This is a genomic window from Acinetobacter sedimenti (assembly GCF_022601685.1).
Classification (GTDB): Bacteria; Pseudomonadota; Gammaproteobacteria; order Pseudomonadales; family Moraxellaceae; genus Acinetobacter; species Acinetobacter sedimenti.
Genome location: NZ_JAKUML010000013.1, coordinates 49,766 through 72,623, shown reverse-complemented (window position 1 = coordinate 72,623; position 22,858 = coordinate 49,766). Strand labels below are relative to the sequence as shown.

18 protein-coding genes are annotated in these 22,858 nt (G+C 42.4%); 7 read left to right on the top strand and 11 right to left on the bottom strand.

Translation table 11 applies throughout. The annotated features are described in order from the left end of the window. Positions 1–87 precede the first annotated feature (87 nt). The gene (locus MKI79_RS09040; RefSeq protein ID WP_241572368.1) at positions 88–3,369 is read right to left on the bottom strand and encodes a LysM peptidoglycan-binding domain-containing protein; all 3,282 of its coding nucleotides are present in this window, start codon (positions 3,367–3,369) and stop codon (positions 88–90) included. Between the two features lie 378 nt (positions 3,370–3,747). On the opposite strand from MKI79_RS09040, the gene dnaQ reads away from it, so the two are divergent. The 3 genes from dnaQ to nudC all read left to right on the top strand — a co-directional run bounded on the left by dnaQ (position 3,748) and on the right by nudC (position 7,820). Beyond that, positions 3,748–5,220, top strand: coding sequence for a DNA polymerase III subunit epsilon (gene dnaQ / locus MKI79_RS09035; RefSeq protein ID WP_407651615.1), 1,473 nt, complete (start codon positions 3,748–3,750; stop codon positions 5,218–5,220). Positions 5,221–5,409: 189 nt separating this feature from the next. After that, entirely contained in the window at positions 5,410–7,059 is a 1,650-nt protein-coding gene (locus MKI79_RS09030) for a chemotaxis protein (protein ID WP_241572365.1), read from the top strand. A gap of 8 nt (positions 7,060–7,067) precedes the next feature. Then, entirely contained in the window at positions 7,068–7,820 is a 753-nt protein-coding gene (gene nudC, locus MKI79_RS09025) for an NAD(+) diphosphatase (RefSeq protein WP_241572363.1), read from the top strand. Positions 7,821–7,833: 13 nt separating this feature from the next. On the opposite strand, the gene MKI79_RS09020 is transcribed toward nudC, so the two are convergent. The 4 genes from MKI79_RS09020 to MKI79_RS09005 all read right to left on the bottom strand — a co-directional run bounded on the left by MKI79_RS09020 (position 7,834) and on the right by MKI79_RS09005 (position 11,197). Then, positions 7,834–8,658: an alpha/beta hydrolase gene (locus tag MKI79_RS09020; protein ID WP_241572360.1), complete on the bottom strand. Its 825-nt coding sequence runs from the start codon at positions 8,656–8,658 to the stop codon at positions 7,834–7,836. A gap of 63 nt (positions 8,659–8,721) precedes the next feature. Continuing rightward, positions 8,722–9,447, bottom strand: a complete 726-nt coding sequence (locus MKI79_RS09015; protein WP_241572396.1) for a BON domain-containing protein — start codon at positions 9,445–9,447, stop codon at positions 8,722–8,724. Between the two features lie 135 nt (positions 9,448–9,582). After that, positions 9,583–10,125 (bottom strand): YraN family protein, encoded by a 543-nt coding sequence (locus MKI79_RS09010; RefSeq protein WP_241572356.1) that lies wholly within the window; start codon positions 10,123–10,125, stop codon positions 9,583–9,585. Positions 10,126–10,216: 91 nt separating this feature from the next. Then, the gene (locus MKI79_RS09005) at positions 10,217–11,197 is read right to left on the bottom strand and encodes a penicillin-binding protein activator (protein ID WP_241572352.1); all 981 of its coding nucleotides are present in this window, start codon (positions 11,195–11,197) and stop codon (positions 10,217–10,219) included. Positions 11,198–11,210: 13 nt separating this feature from the next. Here MKI79_RS09005 and rsmI point away from each other — a divergent pair, with 13 nt between their 5' ends. Next, positions 11,211–12,050: a 16S rRNA (cytidine(1402)-2'-O)-methyltransferase gene (gene rsmI / locus MKI79_RS09000; RefSeq protein WP_241572349.1), complete on the top strand. Its 840-nt coding sequence runs from the start codon at positions 11,211–11,213 to the stop codon at positions 12,048–12,050. A gap of 77 nt (positions 12,051–12,127) precedes the next feature. On the opposite strand, the gene MKI79_RS08995 is transcribed toward rsmI, so the two are convergent. From MKI79_RS08995 to mnmG, 5 genes are all read right to left on the bottom strand, one after another. Continuing rightward, positions 12,128–12,910, bottom strand: a complete 783-nt coding sequence (locus tag MKI79_RS08995) for a DUF4377 domain-containing protein (RefSeq protein ID WP_241572348.1) — start codon at positions 12,908–12,910, stop codon at positions 12,128–12,130. Positions 12,911–13,177: 267 nt separating this feature from the next. Further along, positions 13,178–13,951 (bottom strand): DODA-type extradiol aromatic ring-opening family dioxygenase, encoded by a 774-nt coding sequence (locus MKI79_RS08990; RefSeq protein WP_241572393.1) that lies wholly within the window; start codon positions 13,949–13,951, stop codon positions 13,178–13,180. A 175-nt stretch (positions 13,952–14,126) separates the two neighbouring features. Next, positions 14,127–14,702, bottom strand: a complete 576-nt coding sequence (gene rnhB / locus MKI79_RS08985) for a ribonuclease HII (protein WP_241572345.1) — start codon at positions 14,700–14,702, stop codon at positions 14,127–14,129. A 103-nt stretch (positions 14,703–14,805) separates the two neighbouring features. After that, entirely contained in the window at positions 14,806–15,198 is a 393-nt protein-coding gene (locus tag MKI79_RS08980) for a hypothetical protein (protein WP_241572344.1), read from the bottom strand. A 64-nt stretch (positions 15,199–15,262) separates the two neighbouring features. Then, positions 15,263–17,143: a tRNA uridine-5-carboxymethylaminomethyl(34) synthesis enzyme MnmG gene (mnmG, locus tag MKI79_RS08975; protein ID WP_241572341.1), complete on the bottom strand. Its 1,881-nt coding sequence runs from the start codon at positions 17,141–17,143 to the stop codon at positions 15,263–15,265. Between the two features lie 254 nt (positions 17,144–17,397). Here mnmG and MKI79_RS08970 point away from each other — a divergent pair, with 254 nt between their 5' ends. The 3 genes from MKI79_RS08970 to rsmD all read left to right on the top strand — a co-directional run bounded on the left by MKI79_RS08970 (position 17,398) and on the right by rsmD (position 20,648). After that, positions 17,398–17,835: a hypothetical protein gene (locus MKI79_RS08970; protein WP_241572338.1), complete on the top strand. Its 438-nt coding sequence runs from the start codon at positions 17,398–17,400 to the stop codon at positions 17,833–17,835. A gap of 224 nt (positions 17,836–18,059) precedes the next feature. Continuing rightward, entirely contained in the window at positions 18,060–20,072 is a 2,013-nt protein-coding gene (gene mrdA / locus MKI79_RS08965; protein WP_241572335.1) for a penicillin-binding protein 2, read from the top strand. Positions 20,073–20,096: 24 nt separating this feature from the next. Continuing rightward, positions 20,097–20,648 carry a 16S rRNA (guanine(966)-N(2))-methyltransferase RsmD gene (gene rsmD, locus MKI79_RS08960; RefSeq protein WP_241572331.1) on the top strand — a complete coding sequence of 184 codons (552 nt, stop codon included), beginning with the start codon at positions 20,097–20,099 and terminating at the stop codon, positions 20,646–20,648. A gap of 589 nt (positions 20,649–21,237) precedes the next feature. Here the strand turns inward: rsmD and gspE are convergent. Then, positions 21,238–22,713, bottom strand: a complete 1,476-nt coding sequence (gene gspE / locus MKI79_RS08955) for a type II secretion system ATPase GspE (RefSeq protein WP_241572328.1) — start codon at positions 22,711–22,713, stop codon at positions 21,238–21,240. Between the last annotated feature and the right edge of the window lie 145 nt (positions 22,714–22,858).

The following is a 22,858-nucleotide window of genomic DNA, read 5'->3' as shown; positions in this document are numbered from 1 at the left end:
ACTAAAATCAGAACACTAAAATCAAACCATTAACATCAAAATGCTAAAGTAAAAATAGAAAACCACATGCCAAAACCATATTTCAAATTAGTTATTTGGCACTGTGAGGCTTTGTCCAAGTTGAAGCTGTGCATTCGCTTTAAGATCGTTCATTTCAGCAAGCTCTTCGGTCGTGACACCATACTTACGTGCAAGTGCAATTAGACTATCACCACGTTTCACTTGATAGCTTTGCGTCAGTTTTGGCACCTTGAGCTTTTGCCCAACACGAAGACTTGCTCGACTGGAGATATTATTTAAGCCTGCAAGCTCTGCATTGGTAATGCCATAGCGACTAGAGATTGCCGTTAATGACTCACCCGAGCGCACGGTATAGCTTTCTGTTGCACCTTTGAAGTTTGCTGTGCTTTCACTTTCAGCTTGTACTTCATTGGTTTTTGCATTTTTTACATCTTTGTGAGTAGTATCAGAAGCTGAATTTGAAGCATCTGCATCGGCTTGTAGCTTTAATACTTGCCCACGGCGTAACATAGCATTAGTGGCAATATCATTCATCTGCGCCAAATCTTTAACATACAAGTCAAACTTATCCGCTACAGCGATCAGTGTATCGCCGCTTTGCACTTGGTAAGTGCTCGGTCGTTTGGAGCTTGTTGGTGCAGGTTTTACAGCTTCTTCAATAACTGGGACTTGTAGCTTCTGACCAACATAGATTTGACTATTAGTTTTTAAGTTATTTAATTTCGCCAATTCCGCCAAACTGATTTTATGCTTCGTTGCGACATTACTTAGATAATCCCCTGCAACCACGGTATAACTAGTAGTTTGGGCTGAACTGTTAGTTTGGTTTTGAGCGTCTTTTGCCGTTTCGCTTTGAGACGTATTTGATGTTGATTGCTCAACTTTTTGATTCGCAGGCACACGAATACGCTGACCAACCAACAACCCACTACTTGCATTCAAATCAGGATTCAGCGCTGCCAACTCAGTCGTGCTCATCTTATAACGATCTGCAATCTGCTTGAGATATTCGCCACGTTTGACACGATATTCTACTGTTTTTATTTCAGCGTTTTTACTGTTCTCTTTTTGAGTATCGCCTTTTTGCGCACTGTCTTTTCGAGAATTGTCTTGCTGATTTTTTGCTTTAAAGTCTTTTGGTTCTACTAAGGTAATACGCTGACCGATACGTAAATAACTGGTCGGTGTTAAATCATTCCATGCAGCCACATCACGTAGATTGAGCTGATACTGGTTTGCCAAATTGGTCAAACTATCTCCTGCGCGGACAGTATAACGCTCAGGCGCTTTTGCTTGCTCAACCTTTTCAACAGGCGGTTTTACATCATAGAGATATAGCTTCGTACCGACATACAGTGGGCGCTCTGCGCTGATTTGATTCCACTCTGCAATATCACGCCAATTCACACCAAAACGCGTCGCAATTATAGCTAATGTATCGCCAGATTTCACAGAGTAAATCTCACGTTTACCCTTTGGTGCGACTACGACCACTTCGTTTTTGGTTTCTACGATTGGTTTTGCTCGGTTCAGCTCAGCATCTTTGCTTTTTGCCGCAAGCTCTGCCTCAGCCACCGCTTTTGGAATGGCGTAATTGATCTCAACATCTTGACCTGTTTGCTCTGCGATAGATTGACTACTTTGGATCGCAGTGAGGCGAATCTTACCATCTAATGGATCAACGATCTCTGTACCTTTCGGTGCAATTTTCTCAAGCTCTGCGATGACTTTTTGCTTCTCAACCTCAGTTTGTTGTTTTACCGCTTCACTTGGTTGTTGCTCTGCTATTTTTTCAACCTGCATTGCAGTCTGAGCAGTGGTCTTCGCCGTCTGCTCTGCTTGCTCAGCAACAATCGCTTGTTTTTCAACTTCTGAGATTGGTGGTTCGAGATTGATTTGCTTCACTGCTGTGCTCGGAGTGATCGACACAGGTAGTCGTGGTGCGCTTGGCACATAGGCATCGGATGCAAAACTTGCTAAAGCATTCGAACCTTTTGGTGTAGATTGTTTTTCAAACTTAGGGGCTGTTGCAACTGTGGTGTTTTGTGCTGTTGCACTGCTTGAAGTCGTGATTTTTATTGCAGAATTATTTGTTGTAGCTTGTGTGGTTGCTGTCGTTGCCTTTTGCGTGCTTGTTTGTTGCTTAGCAATCGCACTTGAGTTTGGTAGTTCGCTTGGACTACGTGTCACCAATACAGAAGATTGTAATGACGGTGTGTTGGCACTTTTCAGTGTTGGTAATGGCGCACTACCACCCGCCCACAAACCACCTGAGCCTGATACCGTTTTCATTTTGGCAATTTTGGTATCGACACTTGCACTCACTTCATTTGGAATGAGAATTCGATTTGGCGCAAATGGATCGGTATAGTTGCCACGGTGTCCCGGATTCAGTGCATAAAGCTCACCACGACTGACTCCTGAGATGCTAGACAATTCATTTAAGTCAATCGCACCGGGAATCGTGACTTCACGAAAGTGTGGTCGATTGGCGATCGGTGGCAATGACACGCCATATTGATGTGGATTTTTGATGATTTGTGCAACAGCTAAGAAACGAGGCACATAGTTCATGGTTTCAGTTGGTAGTTTTAATGACCAAAAATCGGTAGCTAGACCAGCAGCCTTGTTACGATTGATCGCCTGTTGCACTCGTCCCGGACCACCATTATAGGCGGCTAAGGCAAGTTCCCATGAACCGAATTGATTGTATAAACTACTGAGATATTCATAGGCAGCACGAGTAGACTCCACCACATCACGACGTCCATCGTACAAATCTGTCTGACGCAGACCATAGATCTTGCCTGTACTTGGAATAAACTGCCACATCCCTGCCGCTGCTGCGCTACTAGTCGCAGCTGGATCGTATGAGCTCTCAATCACAGGTAATAGCGCAAGTTCAGTTGGGATACCACGACGCTCAGCTTCTTTGACTGTGTAATAAATATAGCGACTGGCACGTGCACTCAACCGATCCAAATACGGCTGACGAGTAATAAACCAACCACGCTGGGCTTCAATCCGTGGATTGTAAAGATTGAGATTCATTTTGAAGCCAACGGTCATGCGCTTCCATACATCACCATGACGCAGAATCAGCAATCTATCGCCTTCCACAGCACGCATATCTGTTGCGTACAACAAATTTTCTAAGGAATCAAAACTGTCAGTATCAAGCAACTCATCATCAGCAACATTTGTGGTTGTTTTGCTCACAGACGCCTTTTGAGGTGTAGAGCTACATGCAGTTAATGCACCCAATGAAGCGATAGCAGTCGCAATGATTGATAATCGAAAAGAACGGCTAATAGTGGTAGACCAAATCATCGGGGTGGCATTCAACATAAAACAATCCAAAATATTAATGGTGAAATGTTTATTACTAGATTCACTATTCTAGTGTGATAAAACAAAACTCTATTTATGACTTACACTTAACACGGTTTTCATGTGTCAAAAAACACTAAAAAACAAATTTCTTTAGACTAAAGTCCAAAAGGTTAAACACAGCATTGTAGTAAACCCTCAACTGATTACAATGCCCTTTTATGTAACGCATAGATCGCAAATGTTACAAGAAATTTAATCCATATTCTGCAAGCGTCTGCACATTGCGCACGCGCTTACACCACAGGATACAACAATGTGGCTTGCACTTTTAGCTCGAACATAGCATGATTTAAGCCAATTCTTTATATCGCACTCACGCTTATTTTGGTTCGTATGGTCAATTCTTCTACAAACGCTTCTACTCCCTCTTCAACCTTGCATAAACAATATACACTTTATGTTGATGGTGCATGCAAAGGCAATCCCGGGAAGGGTGGTTGGGGTGCATACATCATTGACCCAGAGCAAGGCAAAAAAGAGCTATTTGGTGGTGCAGAAGATACCACAAACAACCGCATGGAGCTCACCGCAGCGATCGAAGGCATTCGAGCTTGTCCTCGCTCTGCACAGCTGACTATCTATACCGATTCCAACTATGTCAAACGTGGCATCACCGAGTGGATCACAGGTTGGAAAGCGAAAAATTGGAAGGATGTGAAAAATCCTGACCTTTGGCAAACACTCGATGAAGTCACACAAGGGCGTGAAATCGATTGGCATTGGATCAAAGGTCATGCAGGTCATGAAGGCAATGAACGTGCCGATCAACTGGCAAACAAAGGTGTAGATTCTCTTCAATCAACACCTAGTTCACAAAGCGATAAAAGTAATGATAAAAAAAAAGTGACTGAATCCGATTGGTTGCTCGATGATCCTTTTGGATTAGATGCGACAGACTCAACAGAGGAAGCTGATTTAACTGAAGAAGCTGATTTGTCTGAAGAATCTGATCATTTAGAAGAAGTAGAAGAAGTAATTGATGAAATTTCCGATGAAAGTATAATTAGCACGCCAAAAGCTGAGATCAAAGCTCAGATTACAGAAAATGTGCATATTAAAATCACTGAAACCACCAATCCACAAGTTGGTGAGCGACTACTCATACTCGATACGGAAACCACAGGTTTTTACTATCAAGACAGTGACCGTATCATCGAAGTTGGCGCAATTGAGATGATCAACCGCAAGCTCACTGGTAGCTCGATTCACATCTATATCAATCCTGAAAAACCAGTGGGCGAATCTGAAAATATTCACGGTATCAGCGATGAGTTCCTCAAAGACAAACCTAAATTTGCTGCAATCGCAGACACCCTGTTCGCTTATCTCGAAGGTGCAGAGATCGTTGCGCACAATGCAAGCTTCGATATAAACTTCTTAGATGCAGAATTCGAACGTGCTTTAGACAAAAAGCTTTCAGCTGTCTGCAAAGTGACCGATACACTTGCCATTGCAAAACGCAAACACCCTGGGCAAAAGAATTCCCTAGACATTCTCGTCAAGCGTTATGAAATTCCGCCTCGTGACCGTACTTTCCACGGTGCATTGCTCGATGCGGAGATTTTGGCAGATGTTTATCTTGCGATGACTGGTGGCCAGGTGAGCTTGCACCTTGATCAACAACAGCAAAAAGTAGCAAACACACAAAATAGCCATCTCAATCAAAATTCCCAGCACGATATTCCACTCATTTTTCCAACGGAAAGTGAATTGGAAGCACATCAAGCTTGGATAAATACCTTTAAAGAAAAGAATGAGAAAGACAGTTTATTTGCTTTCGCAGAGGCACAACTTCTCGAATCGTGATGGAGTATTCAAAAGCACCTCATCTGATGTGTTTTTAGTAAGATTATTCTTAGATTTTTCACAGCTTATGCTTTTCCTCCCTGCTTGACGATGGTATGTTATCAATTGTTAAAAACGATTGTCGTCAAACGAAATATATAAACTGCAGTATATAACTGAAGCACACAAACTAAGGAAAGGTCTAAACCTATGTCATTTCAATCTTCATCACATTTTGATCCGACATCTTTGCTAATCGTTCGTAAGGAAATTGATCAAAGCATCAAACATGTTGAAAACGGGGTAAGTGCTTTATTAGAAGATGGTAGCGCACCATTTGGACTAGACGATGCACTCACAAATCTTGAGCAGTGTGCACACGTCCTACGCTTAGTCGAACAACCACAGCTTGGTCAACTCACCGAACTCACTGCAAAAGTGATGAAAAAAATTATTGAAGACACTCAAGCAGGACAAGTTGATCAAGCACGTGTAGAAGCGATAAGTGAAGCCACTAACGTGACGAAACGCTATTTGGACTTCTTATGTGTTCGTGAAACTTTAGCGCCTCAGTTTTTATTACCAACGATCAATAAACTTGAAGCAAGTCTACAGCTAACTTTGACACGTGAAGGAGTTTTCCTCACACCATTTTTAGAAACGGTCCATCCAAATGTTGCCTTAGATGCCCCTGCGGATTTACCAAAAAGCAAATATGTACAACGCCTTTACAAGCTAAGTCTTTTAAATCTATTAAAAATGCAAGAAACAGATTTGGACTTCCAAGCCTTATCATTGTGCGGTAACTATTTATCTTCAATTGCAACGGGTACACCATCTGAGCAATATTGGCGTTTAGTTCATATTGCGCTTAGAGATTTAGATCAAATCATTTTGACTGAAACACGATTGCGTGTCCTCGTTCAGATCGAACAGCAAAGCCATGCTTTCTTGAATGATGCGCAGTTTAGCCCGACTCAACAGGATTATGCCGATATTCTTGTGCTTTGTATGAGTCAAGAAAGTCAGCTTGCACAGCAGCTTCGTGAACAACTCAATGTACATGATGAAGTGTTGAGTGACGATCAGATGCAAGTGCTCAGTCGTCAGCTTTATGGCCCTGATTTGGATACCATTCAAACAGTGGTTGAGCTATTGAACGGTCAAATCAAAGGCATTAGCAATCGCATCGAAACAGGACAATATATTCAGCAAGACAATGAGCGTCAGGAAATCATTGCAAGCCTACGTGAAGCTGTAAATATTTTCCAGGTCATCAATCTCACTGATTCTGCTGCAAAGCTTCGTAGTCAAGCAGATCAGATCGAAGCAAATGAAAATCTGAGCAGTGACAAACACGCCAATGATGTCATGAGCAGTTTGTTATTCGCCACCAACTCTTTGCAAATCTTAGAGCGTAATTACACCCCTGCTCGCTTAAAATTAAAATTCAATAATACTCAAATCACGCTCGATAAAATCGAAGAAGCGCAAATGGCTGTATGTGATGAAGCACGTATTTCTTTAACAAAAGTCAGTGAGCAAATTGTTCAATATCAACAAACTCAAGATAATGAGCAACTCACAGGTGTTGCTGATATCTTGCGTGAAGTGTCTGGTGCTTTGTTATTCTTAGAGTCAGATGATGGGCATAAAATCTTGCAAAAAGCTGGACAATTAGTCGATCAAATCACGACTCAACAAAAGAGCTTAGATCCTGCTCAGCTGAAGTTACTTGCACAGTCAATCGCAAGTGCAGAATATTACTTTGAGCAGCTTCAACAAAATCAACCGATTCTCGCTCGCCCAATGCAAATTGGCTTAAAAAGTATCACGGCGCTTGAGCAAGCGGTCGCTTAAGGAACACCATGACAAGTCAACCCGCTTATTTATTTTGCGATCAGCAATTAGTCGTTAACGATCATTTTGAGTTGCCAACACTTGAAGCAACTCAAAATGAACTGTTCCTCGACCATATCGCCAATCAAGTCATCGTCAGAAATATCTCTCAAGCAACAGATATTCCAGATGGCTTTCATCTTGTACCGATACGTGAACTGATCATGCGATGGTCAAAGACCGAATTTGAACAAGCTTCTCGTGCAAAACAGCTGCTAGAATGGCGTAACAATCACCGCTATTGTAGTCGTTGCGGTTCCGCAACACAGCCTCATGACACCCAATTGGCAATGGTTTGTCAAAGTTGTCATTACTATCAATATCCTCGGGTTCAACCGTGTATTATTACGATCATTCGTCGTGGTGATGAGATTTTATTGGCGAAGTCAGTTCATGCAAAAAATGACATGTATGGTCTGATTGCAGGCTTTGTTGAAGTTGGCGAGACGCTTGAACACGCTGTGGCGAGAGAGACTTTGGAAGAAATTGGCATCCGATTAAAGAATATTCAATACTTATCAAGCCAACCGTGGCCATTTCCATCCAATTTAATGATCGCATTTTCCGCTGAATATGAAAGTGGCGAACTCAATTTACAAGAAGATGAAATCGCCGATGCGGGATTCTTTGCGATAGATGCTTTACCAGTGATTCCAATTCAAGGAAGTATTGCACATCAAATGATCATGGATACTATCACTAAAATCCAATCTGAATCGTAACAAATTCAATGCTTTAATCTTCAATAAAATCAAGAATAAGCTGTTTAGTTGGGAAAAATCGTGAAAACTTCTCAGCCAAAGTTGCAATGACATTGACATGGCGTGTCCGAGCTATTCGCTTAACTTTGACGTGATTGCCAATATTTTTCAGGCTTTGAGCCATTTTTTCAGTATTACTATCCTCAACGAGGGTATCATTCCCTGCAACAATCAATAAGTGTTTAATCTGATTTGGCTGAACAAAATAATTCGGCATCAATTGCTCAGGTGCAATATCTTGCGGTAAGGCAAACTGTGCAATCGGATCACCACGATGCTCAAAGCTATATGGACCTGCTATACCGATAAGCGCATGAATCACATCTTCTCGCTCAATTTTCACGTGAAGATCAGGATGATATAGCGCAGCTGAAATATTAAATGCACCCGCCGAATGCCCCATCAAAATCAGCTTATCTGCGTTATAGCTATATTCTGCCGACTGAGAATGGTCTAACAACCAATTCGTTGCGAGGATCGTATCTTCCACAAAATCAGGATAAATATGCTCAGGCGCAAGTCGATAATTCATGCAGGCTACAAAAAAGCCTGACTGCGCCAAGCTTTGTGCAAGAAAGCGATAATCTTGTTTGTTACCATGTTGCCATGAGCCGCCATGCACAAATAAGATCACGGCACGATCAGCTCTCGGCTGATGTGGCACATACAAGTCTAACCTTTGTCGTGCTGACTCTGCATAAGACAAATCCTCGTGACAGATCGCATGATCCCCGACTGTGAGCTGATTCAGCACATAGTTCGGCAGGTCATACCAACGCCATTTTGGTAGCCATTGCAATGTAACTAGCTCTTTTAACGTGAACTCTTTAATCCTGAGTGATTTTAATCGCTTTAACACAACTTAAGGCTCTGTGCCCACAGGTTGCGTGGTTGGCTCCGCTTCATTTGGGTCTATCGCTACTGGCGTTGGATCTTCTGCCAAAGGCATTGTTGCTGCACCAAGACCAACACCGACAGCCTGAACACCATTTGTAGTTGCGCCATTACTGCCATAGCTATTCGAAGAACTTAAACTTTGCTGATTCGCAGTCAACTCAAGCGGATCAATGAGTGTCACGATCTTGGTGACATTACCTACATTCTGTAGGACTTGTTGCAAATCGGCAGATTCTGATTGATTCAAACGTCCCATGACATAGAGCACCGCATCTTCGGTATGAACCAAAACTTTACTATCACTGATCACAGGTGCACGAACAATCAAACCTTTGGTATTTGCCGTAACAGCTAAATCTTGCATAATCGTGCTATAGCTTGCTTGGTTGCCCACAGTGATGAAATTATGAATCGTTTTGACATCGCTCATCGCTTTGAGATTGTCTTCTGCCAATTGTTTCAAATGCGCATCAGGCACTTGACCAGTTAACAGTACACTACTGTGAAAGCTATTGATATTGACACGAGATTGTTTAAAGCGTGGATCAAGCTTGTACATGTTGATCTTCGCTGTGCGTTCAATCGACTTATCAATCACCACTTGACCAATACTTCGCTCACCAGACAAAGTACCGACCGTGTCCGAAGTATTACTTGCGATAAATGACGCACATCCACTGCCTAGTCCCATCGCTACTGTTAAAGCCAAAATGGTTATTACTTTCACCGAAAACTCCTTCGCGTACTATTCTTACAACACAATGTATAACTGTAGAATTTACAGCCAAAAAAACGACTGATAAATCAAAATATATTTTAAAACATACTAACTTAAATATGCCTGTTGAATCCAATTTACTTGCACATTTTCGACATTCATCTCATGATCGATTGTTGTGTCAATGACTGCATTTTTAGCCATAATGATTTGCTTAGATTCCTTGTCTAATCTAGCCAATTGCACATCGGATTGCAGTAACTTTTTGTCATCAGCATGATCATTTTGAATATTCGCCTGTCGTCGTATTTTTTCAATGACAGATTCGGGATAACGCAATGCGAACACATCAAAACGACAGTCTACGTGTTCAAATTCTGCATATTTTTGCAAGAAGCACTGAGCCGTCTGAATCGTTTTCTCCTGTTTGCGGAGATCGACACTTTCCTCAGCAGATGTCCAACTTGTTTCTGCTCTCGCCCGCACTTCGATAAAACACAGACAGTTTCCATCTTGCATGATCAAATCAATCTCACCATAACGACTATAAAAATTCCGCTGTATCAATTGCAAGTTTTGAGTTTGCAAATACTCTAATGCGTAGTCTTCAGCCCATTGTCCGATGAATTTTTGCACTGTTTTCGCATTCATTGTTTTCGCATTTATTTTATGGGTGTGATCACGCATTGAAAATTTAATTCAACTTTAAAGAAAAAAATAAATAAGGGATAAGCTTAGGAAGTTATAGCACTTTTTGCTTATCGCCTTGCGATTGGAAGCATTGCGGTGATCTCGACAAGATCGAATCCACGATACGTATCTGACCAGTGCGTCCTTGAAATTGAATCGTCTGATTACCTTTACGCTTCAACAATTCATCACTGATTTGCCATGCATCTGCACCAAATGCAATCAAGCGTTGATACGGAATCACCACAGGTTTTTGTTTATAAGCTTCGATCACGTCAGCCCATTGATGCGTATAAATCGCTGGCGTGTCGCAGTACACCATACCTTTGGCAATTCGAAATTTTTCTTCGATCGCATACGGTAGCGTATAAATATTTTTCTTCGGCAAATGATTTTGTTGGCTCAACCACTTACCCGAACCGAGTAAGAGCACGCCTTGCTTATCACGATTGAAAAATGGCAATTTACTCTTTAGATCAAGCTTAGTTTGCACCTGCATTTTGTCACCCCAAAGTTTTTGCATCGCATCATAAAAACTTTGCGTTTGCTCAATACTGTTTGGGTCACGTAATACCACGAGCTGATCAACGCCATCCCATTGCATACGCTTGGTCAATGCCTGTGCATCTTCATCTTTGGACAAGGCAAATTGAAAAACAGATTTCGTCTGCTTATCAATTTGATTAAGTGCCAAAGTTTGAATTTTCGGTTTGCTAAATACAAGCTCCTCAACATTGTTCTTATCGAGTGGACCGATCACCAGTTGCGTCGATTTACCCACATGTTGTTTGAGTATCTTAGAGATGTCTTTTTTATACACATCGACAAAGTGAAACTTATATTTTTCATTCGCATTATGATTGGCTTGAACCAAGCCACGTTTAATACTGTCACTTGCACTCGCCATCGGGCCAGTTTCGGGTAGAATAACCAAAATCTCTGCATGCGCCACAGTGGTGATCATCACACCTGACAACATGGCAAGATTGGTTGTCAGCACAGCGGCATATTTGCCAAAATTTTTCTTAAACATGGAGTTTTCCTGTATGAGTGCTCAATTATTCGTCGTCGCCACCCCGATTGGGCACTTAGATGACATGACTTACCGTGCCATCAACGTTCTTAAATCTGTTTCTCTCATCGCAGCGGAAGATACGAGGCAGTCAGCTCCGCTACTCAAGCATTATAACATCACGACACCATTGACTGCTGTTCATGATCATAATGAAGATCACAAGATCAATTCAATGATTGAAAAGTTACAAAATGGTGAAAATATCGCATTAATTAGCGATGCAGGCACACCACTGATTAGCGATCCAGGATTTCGACTCGTTCGTGCGGCACAGCAAGCAGGCGTTCGGGTGACACCTATTCCTGGTGCTTGTGCAGCGATTGCCGCACTATCGAGTGTTGGTTTACCAAGTGATCGCTTTTTATTCGTTGGTTTTTTGCCATCTAAAGCCAGTCAACGCCAAGGACAACTCGAACAACTCAAAGATCATAGTGAAACCTTGATCATCTATGAAGCACCACATCGTATCGTCGATTGTCTAAGTGATATTCAAACGATTTTCGGAGCTGATCGTCGCATTGGTTTTGCACGTGAAATCACCAAAACTTTTGAAACCATCGTGCAAAAACCTGTTGGTGAGTTACTCGAATGGGTCAAAGCGGATCATCATCAACAAAAAGGTGAAATGGTCTTAGTTATCGCAGGCAATCCAAATGAAGTCGATCTAGAACAGCAAAAAGTCGATCAGCTCCTCACTCGTCTTTTACAGGATTTAAGTATTAAAGCAGCTTCACAGCTTGCTGCTGATCTGACTGGGCTGAAGAAAAAAGCCTTATATCAACGTGCTTTAGAGCTTCAAGATAAGATTTAACATCTTCACAAAATAAAAAGCCAAATCAAATGATTTGGCTTTTTTAATACGTCATAAATTGACAGTGTGAAACTCATTTATTTCACTTGCTCTGCTTCGACTGTTAAATCATGCACATAGGCATATTTCGACTGATCTGCCGCTGGATTGGTACGTGTAAAGCGTTTTACACGGACGATATTTCGAATGCCTTGTTGATGCTGATAACCTTCGATCTCACCATAAAAGTTCGACCACTCACCGACTGCTACTTTTTTACCATCATCATATTTGATTTCACGAACTTGCAGACATTGCATCGGCGCAACGCCTACACAAGTTTTTGTTTCAGGTGCAATTTCTAAAAATTGAATCTCAGCCTCACCTTTATATTTCATTTCTGCGTTTGGCTCACCTGTAAAGCGGAGTTTCTGACCTTCTGTCGTCGTTAAAATCAAAACTGGTTTGTTCAAATTTGCCAAATCTAACTCATACGGCACATCTCGATTTGCAAATAGCTTTCCTGCCATTTGCTCTTGCTTCATGACAGATGGTTCACAGGCTTTCATCGTGCTCATGACATTGCCCGCTTTGATCACTTGATCATCGACTTGTATATCTATGCCCATGCCATTACAACCTGCATCTATACCAACACGCCCATCTTGAAATTTCAGAATAATCGCACTTGGCATATTGGTCGTTTGATACGTCCACACGTAGGATTGCAACATTTGTGCTTTGGTTTGCATCATCTGCGCCCCCTGCATTGATGAGTTGTTATTGTTCGCTTCGGTCGCCGTTTGCGACGTAGACTGACATGCAGTTAATGCTGTTGCTAATGTCAATGCCAACGCGGAGAAAATGAAACGCTGTTTCATGTCGAATTCCCTCAAAATTTTAATGGCACTAGCATAGCGAAAATTGAAGGACAAACTTGCAAGGATTGTTTAAAAGCTGAAACATTATGTAATCTTTTCACAAACTGAGCTTGCATGCTTTTTCTGAACTCATACGCTAAACGAATGGAAATAGTCGAAGAAACCTATTCTGATACAAGTTTCTGATACAAGGCAACCGAACGAAGGTGTACACATCGTACTTCAAGAGAGGTTAACGCATTAGCAGATTAAAGTTCTTTGACACACTCAATCGAAACGATAAATATCCATGCCTAATGCGCCCATACTAAAACTGGAATGCACCAAACTCATTCTCGACCCTGTTCCCATCGCAAAAAATAAAGGCGCAAAATGCTCAATCGTTGGATGATTTCGGCGTAGATGCGGTAAATTTTTCCAATCCAAAACAGATTCATAGTCACCTGATTGCAAATACTGCGCTACGGTATTGCGAAATTCACTCGCCCATTCAGGCACCTCAGCATCATCCGACCAACTCAACTCTGCAAGATTATGGGTAATACTGCCTGAGCCTATGAGTAAGACTTGATGTTCACGAAGCACTGCCAAAGCCTGCCCCATGTCATACAGCTGTTTTGCGGTATAAAAGCGGGGTAATGACAATTGAATAACTGGAACATCTGCATCAGGATACATATGCAACAAAGGCATCCATACCCCATGATCACGTGGACGCATCGCATTGGCATGCGCATCAAAGCCAGCTTGTTGCAGTAACGAAATGATTTCTTCTGCAAGCACTGGATCTCCAGCAGCAGGATATTGGATTTTATACAGCTCTTCAGGAAAGCCACGAAAATCATGCCACGTTTTCGGGCGCACTGCCGTGCTAACTTCGAGTGCATCATCTTCCCAATGTGCTGACAAGACTACGATTGCTTCAGGCTTTGGTAAATTGAAACGGATCCGCTCAAGTGCAGGACCGACCTGTCCCGCTTCAATGGCGAGCATCGGCGAACCATGTGAAATAAACAAGCCAGGCAAAGTGTTCATGATGATTCCTAAATATTTAAGTGATCAATACAGTGCAATTTTATTCGATGTCGCATAGATATAGTACAGATGTAGCAAACATCCTAAGATAATTATTATGCAATTTTAAAATATCGTATAGGTTGATTATCTTGTCACAGCGTTGCAATTTTAAAACAGCTTAAAAAATTAGAATCATCCATCACTGTTCCAAGATTAAGCGTATCGGCTTATAACTACGGCGGTGCTGTGCTAAGACACCATGTACTTCGATTGCCTCCATATGCGCTTTGGTGGGATAACCATTATGTTTTGCAAAACCATACGCAGGATATTCGGCATCGAGTTCCTGCATCTGGCGATCTCGTGCCACTTTTGCCAAGATACTGGCTGCACTAATCTCCTGATGCAAAGCATCACCACCGATTACAGCTTCACACGGCAAGCTTACATCAGGACAACGATTGCCATCTACACGTACCAAATCCGCTTGTACCTTTAACCCTGCAACTGCACGTTGCATCGCAAGCATCGTCGCTTGCAGAATATTGATCGCATCAATCTCTTCATGGTTTGCTTCGGCGATCGACCATGCCAATGCCTTTTGTTGAATTTCTTCAAAGAGCTTCTCACGTTTTTTTGCAGTGAGTTTTTTGGAATCATTCAATCCCTCAATCGGCTTACTGTGATCTAAAATGACCGCTGCAGCGACCACAGAGCCAATCAAAGGTCCACGCCCTGCCTCATCAACCCCTGCAATCAATTGAATTTGTCTCATGTTTTTCTCTTACAACTTAGATTTGAAATGAAATAATTGCAATAAAAAAAGCGAAATACATCATCAATGATATTTCGCCTTTTAGATTTACAGTGTTCAGATTTTATTTCTTCACAAACTCTGAGTAGCACGCCGTCAACGTCTTCGCCACTGTATTGGCAACGATCTGTGCACGTGCATTTTGATCTATCGCCGCCGTCGCCAAATCTACAGCAGTTACATTTTGCGGTGCTTTTTCACTGACACAACCACAGATTTTATTTTCCATCGCAGTTTGTTGTTCTGCTGTCATGGTCAAAGCGATCGCACGCCATGCGTTATTGCTATTCAGCTCGGTACGGCATTGATTATCCACCGCCACTTTAAAAATATTCGCACCAATATTTACTGCTGTACCCGTTGTCGATGTATTTCCTGAAGTTGAAGTGCCAGTCGTTGTCGTACAAGCCGCTAAGCTCATTGATAATGCTACTACTGCAATGAAGGCCTTTTTCATCTCTATTTCCTTAATTTGTCATGAAATTTTTAAAAACAATTTCAAAATGTTTTTACGCTAGCAATTATGCCGACTTTTTAGTCATGGCATTTTTACGAATTGTAATCATCACCAATTGTACTGCCGCAGGCGTAACACCCGGAATACGACCCGCTTGAGCTAAGGTTTCAGGACGTACCGTATTGAGCTTTTGCGTGATCTCACGAGATAGACCTGACACGATGTCATAATCAAAATCACTTGGAATTTGCGTTTCTTCCAAGCGTTTCATCTGCGCCACATCTTCATGCTGACGATTGATATAACCTTGATATTTCACGGCAATTTCGATCTGATCACCAACTTGTGCAGACACTTCTGAATCTGTAAGCTCGGCAATTTGGGCAAAGTTAATATTTGGACGTTTCAGCAAATCTATCGCAGAACATTCTTTAGATAAATCTGCACCTGTCATTTCGACAAATTTCTTCCCCATTGGATTGTTTGGCGCAGCCCATAGATGTTGTAAACGTGCTGTTTCACTTTCTACAGCTTCCATTTTTTCACAGTAGGCATTCCAACGTGCATCATCAACTAAGCCAAGCTCACGACCAATTGGTGTGAGGCGTTGATCAGCATTATCTTCACGGAGCATCAAGCGATATTCAGCACGTGAAGTAAACATACGGTACGGTTCCTTTGTACCCAATGTAATTAAGTCATCGACCAATACACCAATATAGGCTTCGTCACGTTTTGGTGTCCATTGTTCTTGATCCCATGCACGTCGTGCGGCGTTCAAACCTGCAAGTAGACCTTGTGCACCCGCCTCTTCATAACCTGTAGTGCCGTTGATCTGACCTGCAAAGTAAAGATTATTGATGGCTTTGGTTTCTAAGGTGAATTTTAAGGCTTGCGGATTGAAGTAATCATATTCGATAGCATAGCCTGGGCGCAGAATATGCGCATTTTCCATACCTTTGATCGAACGTACCAATTCAAATTGCACATCAAAAGGCAGTGAAGTCGAAATGCCATTTGGATACAACTCATGGGTATCCAAGCCTTCGGGCTCGATAAAGACTTGATGTGAATCTTTATCGGCAAAACGATGAATCTTATCTTCAATCGACGGACAGTAGCGAGGTCCAACCCCTTCAATCACCCCTGTGTACATCGGCGAGCGGTCTAAGCCAGTGCGAATAATGTCATGGGTTTTTTCATTGGTATGGGTGATATAGCAATTGACCTGTTCAGGGTGCATCGACACATCACCCATGAATGACATGGTCGGCGAAGGAAAATCACCCGGCTGTGCCGTCATCACTGAGAAATCAACTGAGCGTGCATCAATACGTGGTGGTGTACCTGTTTTTAAGCGACCAACGGGAAGATTTAATTCACGTAAACGATTAGCCAGCGCAATCGACGGCGGATCACCTGCACGACCACCGCTAGATTTTTCCAGTCCAATATGAATTACACCACCCAAGAATGTGCCTGTAGTCAGCACCACCGTTTTACATACAAAGCGCACGCCCATCTGCGTGACGACGCCTTTGACGGTATCGCCTTCAACAATCAGATCATCAGCGGCTTGTTGAAAGATATCAAGATTCGCTTGATTTTCTAGAGTATGACGAATGGCAGCTTTATAGCGCACACGATCGGCTTGCGCACGTGTTGCACGTACCGCAGCACCTTTACGAGAGTTTAAGATACGGAATTGAATGCCGCCTTTATCCGCCGCCAACGCCATTGCACCGCCAAGCGCATCAATCTCACGAACAAGGTGTGACTTGCCAATACCACCAATCGCTGGATTACAGCTCATCTGCCCCAAAGTTTCGATATTGTGCGTCAGCAACAAAGTCTGTCGCCCCATACGTGCCGCAGCAAGCGCCGCTTCAGTACCTGCGTGACCGCCACCGATAACAATGACATCGTAAACTTTAGGATAGTGCATGGCTAGAACATACCAAGAAAATAGGACGCAATATTATAACAAAAAAACCGAAGCAAAAAAATGCACAACCGACGTCTACTTTTCTCAACATTTTTGTGCGTTTCTTCACGAGCACATTACATATTTTGACAAACTGTTGCACGAAGCTTCATAAAAACCAATTAACAATGAAACGCTTAGCAGTAATATGGTTGAAGTAAATCAACTTTAAGATGATTTGGCAGTTTCACTGCATTAAAAAGAGGAAGTGAATAATGAATAATTTAATGAAAGCATTATCTGTATCAGCTTTGTGTATGTCAGCTTTTGGCGTCGTCCATGCAGCAGATGCACACGAGAAAAAACAAATTTCTGTCTGTAAGAGCAAATCTGAAGGTACACCTGTGACTTATGCTTACAAAGGTGTGATTTATAATGGTACATGTCAGCCTGCGGATGATGGTAAGTTAAAATTTCAACCACCAATGCCACCTGCGAACGCGCCTGCACCAGTGAGTACGCCATTACAAATGCAGGAAAATCAGTCTGCACCGCAACCAATCTCTGCACCACCTGTAGAAGTAGCGCCACCAATCCTGCAATCTGCACCGCCAGCAATGCCAGCTGTTGCACCACAAGCAACACCTGCTGATATGGAACAACCTGATGCCGAAGCAGTAGAAGATGTAGATGCACCAAACATCGAGTCTTAATTTGAAAAATTCTTCGGATAGAAAGCACAGCGCAATTGCTGTGCTTTTTTTATATGTGGTGCATAATCGTGTTCTATCAAAATTTCATTTTGCAAATTTAATGATTAAGCCAAGCGTTAGAACAGCTAGGCATTAGAACAGCTTGGCACTAGAACCACTCAAAAACGCTATACCCTGTTTGCACAATTGGTTAGAATACGCATGTAGCTATATTCTGATTTATCATGCCTAAGTCCAAACACCCAACACCGATCAAAAACCAACAACTCGAACAGAAAATTTTCCGTCATCGCATCTTTTTTGCTGTGGCTGTTGTGGCTTTCTTTTTTATGGTGTTGATGGCACGTTATGGCTATTTGCAATTACAACAGCATGAGCATTTTCAAACTGAATCCGACAATAACCGTATCCGTTTGCAAGCTCTTCCGCCTGCTCGTGGCTTTATTTACGATCGTAATGGGATTTTGCTCGCTGATAATTATCCAGTATTTTCTGCCGTGATTAGTCGTGCTGACATTGAAGATGTGGATGCAACGATCCGTCGCCTTACTCCTGTATTAAGCTTAAGCCCTGAAGATATTGAGCAATTTGGAAAACGTGCCAAAACAGCTCGCAAAACAGAAGTCTTAACACTCAAACTCAATCTGACCGAAACAGACATTGCCAAGTTTAGTGAGTTAAAACAAGAATTCCCCGGTGTGCGTATCGAAACCCAAATGACTCGCTACTATCCACATGGCGACTTGTTTGCACATGTGATTGGCTATGTTGGTCGCATTAACGATCGTGAACTAAAAAGCATCGACAAAGAGCTCTATGCAGGGACAAACTTAATCGGCAAAATCGGCGTAGAAAAATCTTATGAAGATTTGCTACACGGTTTACCCGGTCATGAGTCGGTCGAAGCTGATGCGCACAGCAATGTACTACGTCATCTCGGACGTACTGAAGCGACTCGTGGTAATGACTTATATCTGTCTTTGGATTATGGCTTGCAAATGGTTGCCGCTGAGCAGATGCTCGATAAACGTGGTGCAATCGTTGCGATGGATCCAAATACTGGGGAAATCCTCGCACTAGTGTCGAGCCCAAGCTTTAACCCAAATCTATTCGTGACTGGGATTAGCCATACAGATTACCGAGCGCTGAGCGACAATCCAGATCAACCGCTGTATAACCGTGCTGTGCAAGGTGTCTACCCACCCGGATCGACCATCAAACCGATGGCTGCGATGGGCGGATTACACTACAAAATCATTGATTGGAACACACGAATTTCTGATCCGGGATACTTCCATCTACCGGGTGATAGCCATCGCTTTCGTGACTGGAGAAAGTCAGGTCATGGCGTCGTAGATATCACCAAATCTATTGCGATCTCTTGTGACACTTTCTTCTACATCCTTGCCTATCAAATGGGTATCAATCGTATGCACGACTGGATGACCCAATTTGGCTTTGGCGCAAAGACAGGTATCGACCTGCCAAGTGAAAATTCAGGACTCTACCCTTCACCTGAGTGGAAAATGCGAACTCGTGGCAAAGCATGGTCACGTGGTGAAACTATCTCGGTAAGTATCGGACAAGGTGCATTTACCGCTTCACCACTACAGCTTGCGATGGCAACGGCAATCACCGCAAACTACGGACAGCATGTCAAACCGCATGTGTTGCGTGAAACCAAAGGTGAAAAAGTCCTGGAAATACACAATGGTACCAATGGCAAAATTAACTTTAGTGGTACACGCGAAGACTGGGAAAAAATGCACCATGCGATGGAAGCAGTGATCCAAAGTGGTACTGGTCGTGGTATCAAAAGCTATAACTACAGCATCGCAGGGAAAACTGGAACAGCTCAAGTTGTCAGTATTGCACAAGGTAAAAGCTACAATGAAGCCGCTTTAAAAGAGCGTCAACGTGATCACGGACTCTTCGTCGGCTTCGCACCTGCGGATGATCCAAAAATCGCTGTAGCAGTAGTATGGGAAAATGGTAAACACGGTGGTTCAGCAGCACAGCTTGCTCGTCCGTTGATGGATTATTGGCTTTTAAAACGTGAGAAAGAGCCGATTATTCCTGCTAATGTCCATATTAATGCTGGACTGATGACTGCAGGTATCAAACCAGGTGAGCTACCAACCGATAGTACACAAGAGAATACAAACACAGTAGTGGCTCAATCGGCGGGCACTTCCAACGCGACGCAACCGATACCTCGTACCATCACGGCACACTAGATAAAAGATTAGATGAAAATTCAGATGAAAAATCAGCTTCGTATCATTGGTGGTGTACACAAGCGTCGTCAGCTCGCTTTTGCAAATATTGAGGGCTTACGTCCGACACCCGATCGTTTACGTGAAACATTATTCAACTGGTTAATGTGGGATATCGAAGGCGCAAATGTACTTGACCTCTGTGCTGGCTCTGGTGCGTTATCTTTTGAAGCATTATCACGTGGTGCAAAGTCTGTACACATGATCGAGCCAAACTTAGAACAAGTAAAATTTCTAAAGCAGAATCTTACTTTACTCAATATCGAGAATGCCAAAGTCTATGCTTCAACGGCGCAACAGGCTTTAGCAAAAATCAATGAATCATTTGATGTGTTGTTTCTTGATCCGCCCTATTCCCTAGATCTTTGGGAAGAACTCTCACAACTTGCAAATGAAAAGCTGAATGAAAATGCTTTGATCTATGTAGAGGCAGATCGACCGCTTGAAAATTTAAATCTACCAAAGACTTGGCAACAGATTAAAGATAGTAAGATGGGGATTATCTATGCAGGTTTGTATCGGAAGTCTGAGAATTGATTCCGCCTAATACTAAACTAAATGCAGGGATTACTCACAGAAATACAGCTTCAAAATGTTAAAACGATTTAAAATCTAAACCACCTCATAGCTTATACACATATAATTTTCACACCATTTAATTAAGGCATTTAAGGTTTCACGCACATCAGCCATAGTTACACTTTGAATATTTACACCTTTCAGCTCATTCTCAGGATACTCAAAAAAATGATTTTTATGGATATACCATAAAAAATACTCTCTGATCATTTCTGATTATTCGTTTCACATAATCATAAAATGTTTCTTCAAAAGTAATCATAAAATTATCACCTGTATCGATAGATCTTTTTAGATTCTCGAAAAAGTCTTCTTCATTTAAGATTTTTCGAAAATAATAAGAAACTATTAATAAAGATATTAGGCTATTTTTAAAGCTTGGCATGTATGTTGAAGAATCCAAAGTAACGATAATTTTTTCATTTACAAATATTCTTAAAGGTACTAGTTTTCCATGTATTTCATTTGATGCAATTTCAAAATAAAGTTTTTATTTCCGAGATTGATGATACTTCCTCCTTACCTCTATTCAATCTCGTAGATCACATTACTCCTCTTGCGTTACTCGCAAGACTTCTTCCACCGTGGTCTTCCCTGCCAATACTTTTTGCAAACCATCTTGACGGATCGACTGCGCTTGCTTTCGAGCATATTGCTCAAGCTCAAACTCAGGCGCATTACCATGAATCAAACGGCGCATTTGCTCATCGACAGGTACGACCTCATAGATCGCTGTACGCCCTGTAAATCCTGACTGATTACATTGATCACAACCGACTGGATGCGGAAGTTTCAACTCGCTATCGGTAGTTACACCTGAGAATAGCTGACGTTCAAACTCATCGGCAGGCGCCCAAGTCACGCATTGCGAACATAAAGTACGCACCAAACGCTGTGCCACCACACCGATTAACGAGCTAGACAATAGAAATGGCTCAATGCCCATATCTTTCAATCGAGTGACCGCACCGATCGCTGTATTGGTATGTAGTGTGGAAAGGACTAAGTGACCTGTGAGTGATGCTTGCACGGCAATTTCAGCCGTTTCTAAATCACGAATCTCACCGACCATCACCACATCAGGATCTTGGCGGAGCATCGCTTTCAGCGCACGTGCAAAGGTCATGTCAACCTTTGTATTCACCTGAGTTTGTCCAATCCCTTCAAGCTGATATTCGATCGGGTCTTCGGCAGTGAGGATATTTCGAGTATTGTCATTCAAGTCTGAAAGTGCTGCGTATAAAGTCGTGGTTTTCCCCGAACCTGTAGGACCAGTGACCAGGATAATGCCATGTGGACGATGCACCAAATAGCTCAGACGTTCATAGTCGCTTGGCATCAAGCCCAGATGGGTCATATTCAAACGCCCTGCTTGCTTGTCCAAAAGACGCATCACCACACGCTCACCATGTGACGATGGCAAAGTCGATACACGCACATCGACTTCACGCCCTGCAAGACGTAGCGAGATACGACCATCTTGCGGAACACGTTTTTCTGCAATATCCAGTTTTGCCATGACTTTAATACGAGAAACAAGTAACGGTGCAAGCTCACGCCGTGGCTGGACGATTTCACGAAGTTGTCCATCAACACGCAAACGCACGGAGAGACGTTTTTCAAAGACTTCAATGTGAATATCCGACGCATTAACACGAATCGCTTCGGACAATAAGGCATTAATCAAGCGAATGATTGGCGCATCATCTTCTTGATCCATCAAATCTTCTGTTTCAGGCACTTGATCGGCTAGGCTGAGCAAATCAGGATGATCTTCTAAACCTGCTGCGACTTGTTGCGATTCGCCAGTATCGCCTGCGAATGCGGCACTGAGCATTTTTTGGAAATCTTGTGCGGTGACGATCTGATGTGTAGCCGATTGCCCTAAATAGCGACGGGCTTCTTGCAACGCCTCTATCGGCGTATTTTGGCAACGGATAATCTGCGCATGATCACCATCATATTTCAACAACACACCATGTCGTTTGGCAAAGCTATAGGGTATTTGTATTTGTCTTAGCATCTTGCTCGTCTCAAAATTTCTATTTTTCAAAAATCATATGAATACAAACAGCAGTTTACTTCAAGTATGATATAAGATGAAAGGCTATCCTTGATATTGTGACAAGTTTGTACAATCAATCTTTGTGTAATTTGAATAGCATTGT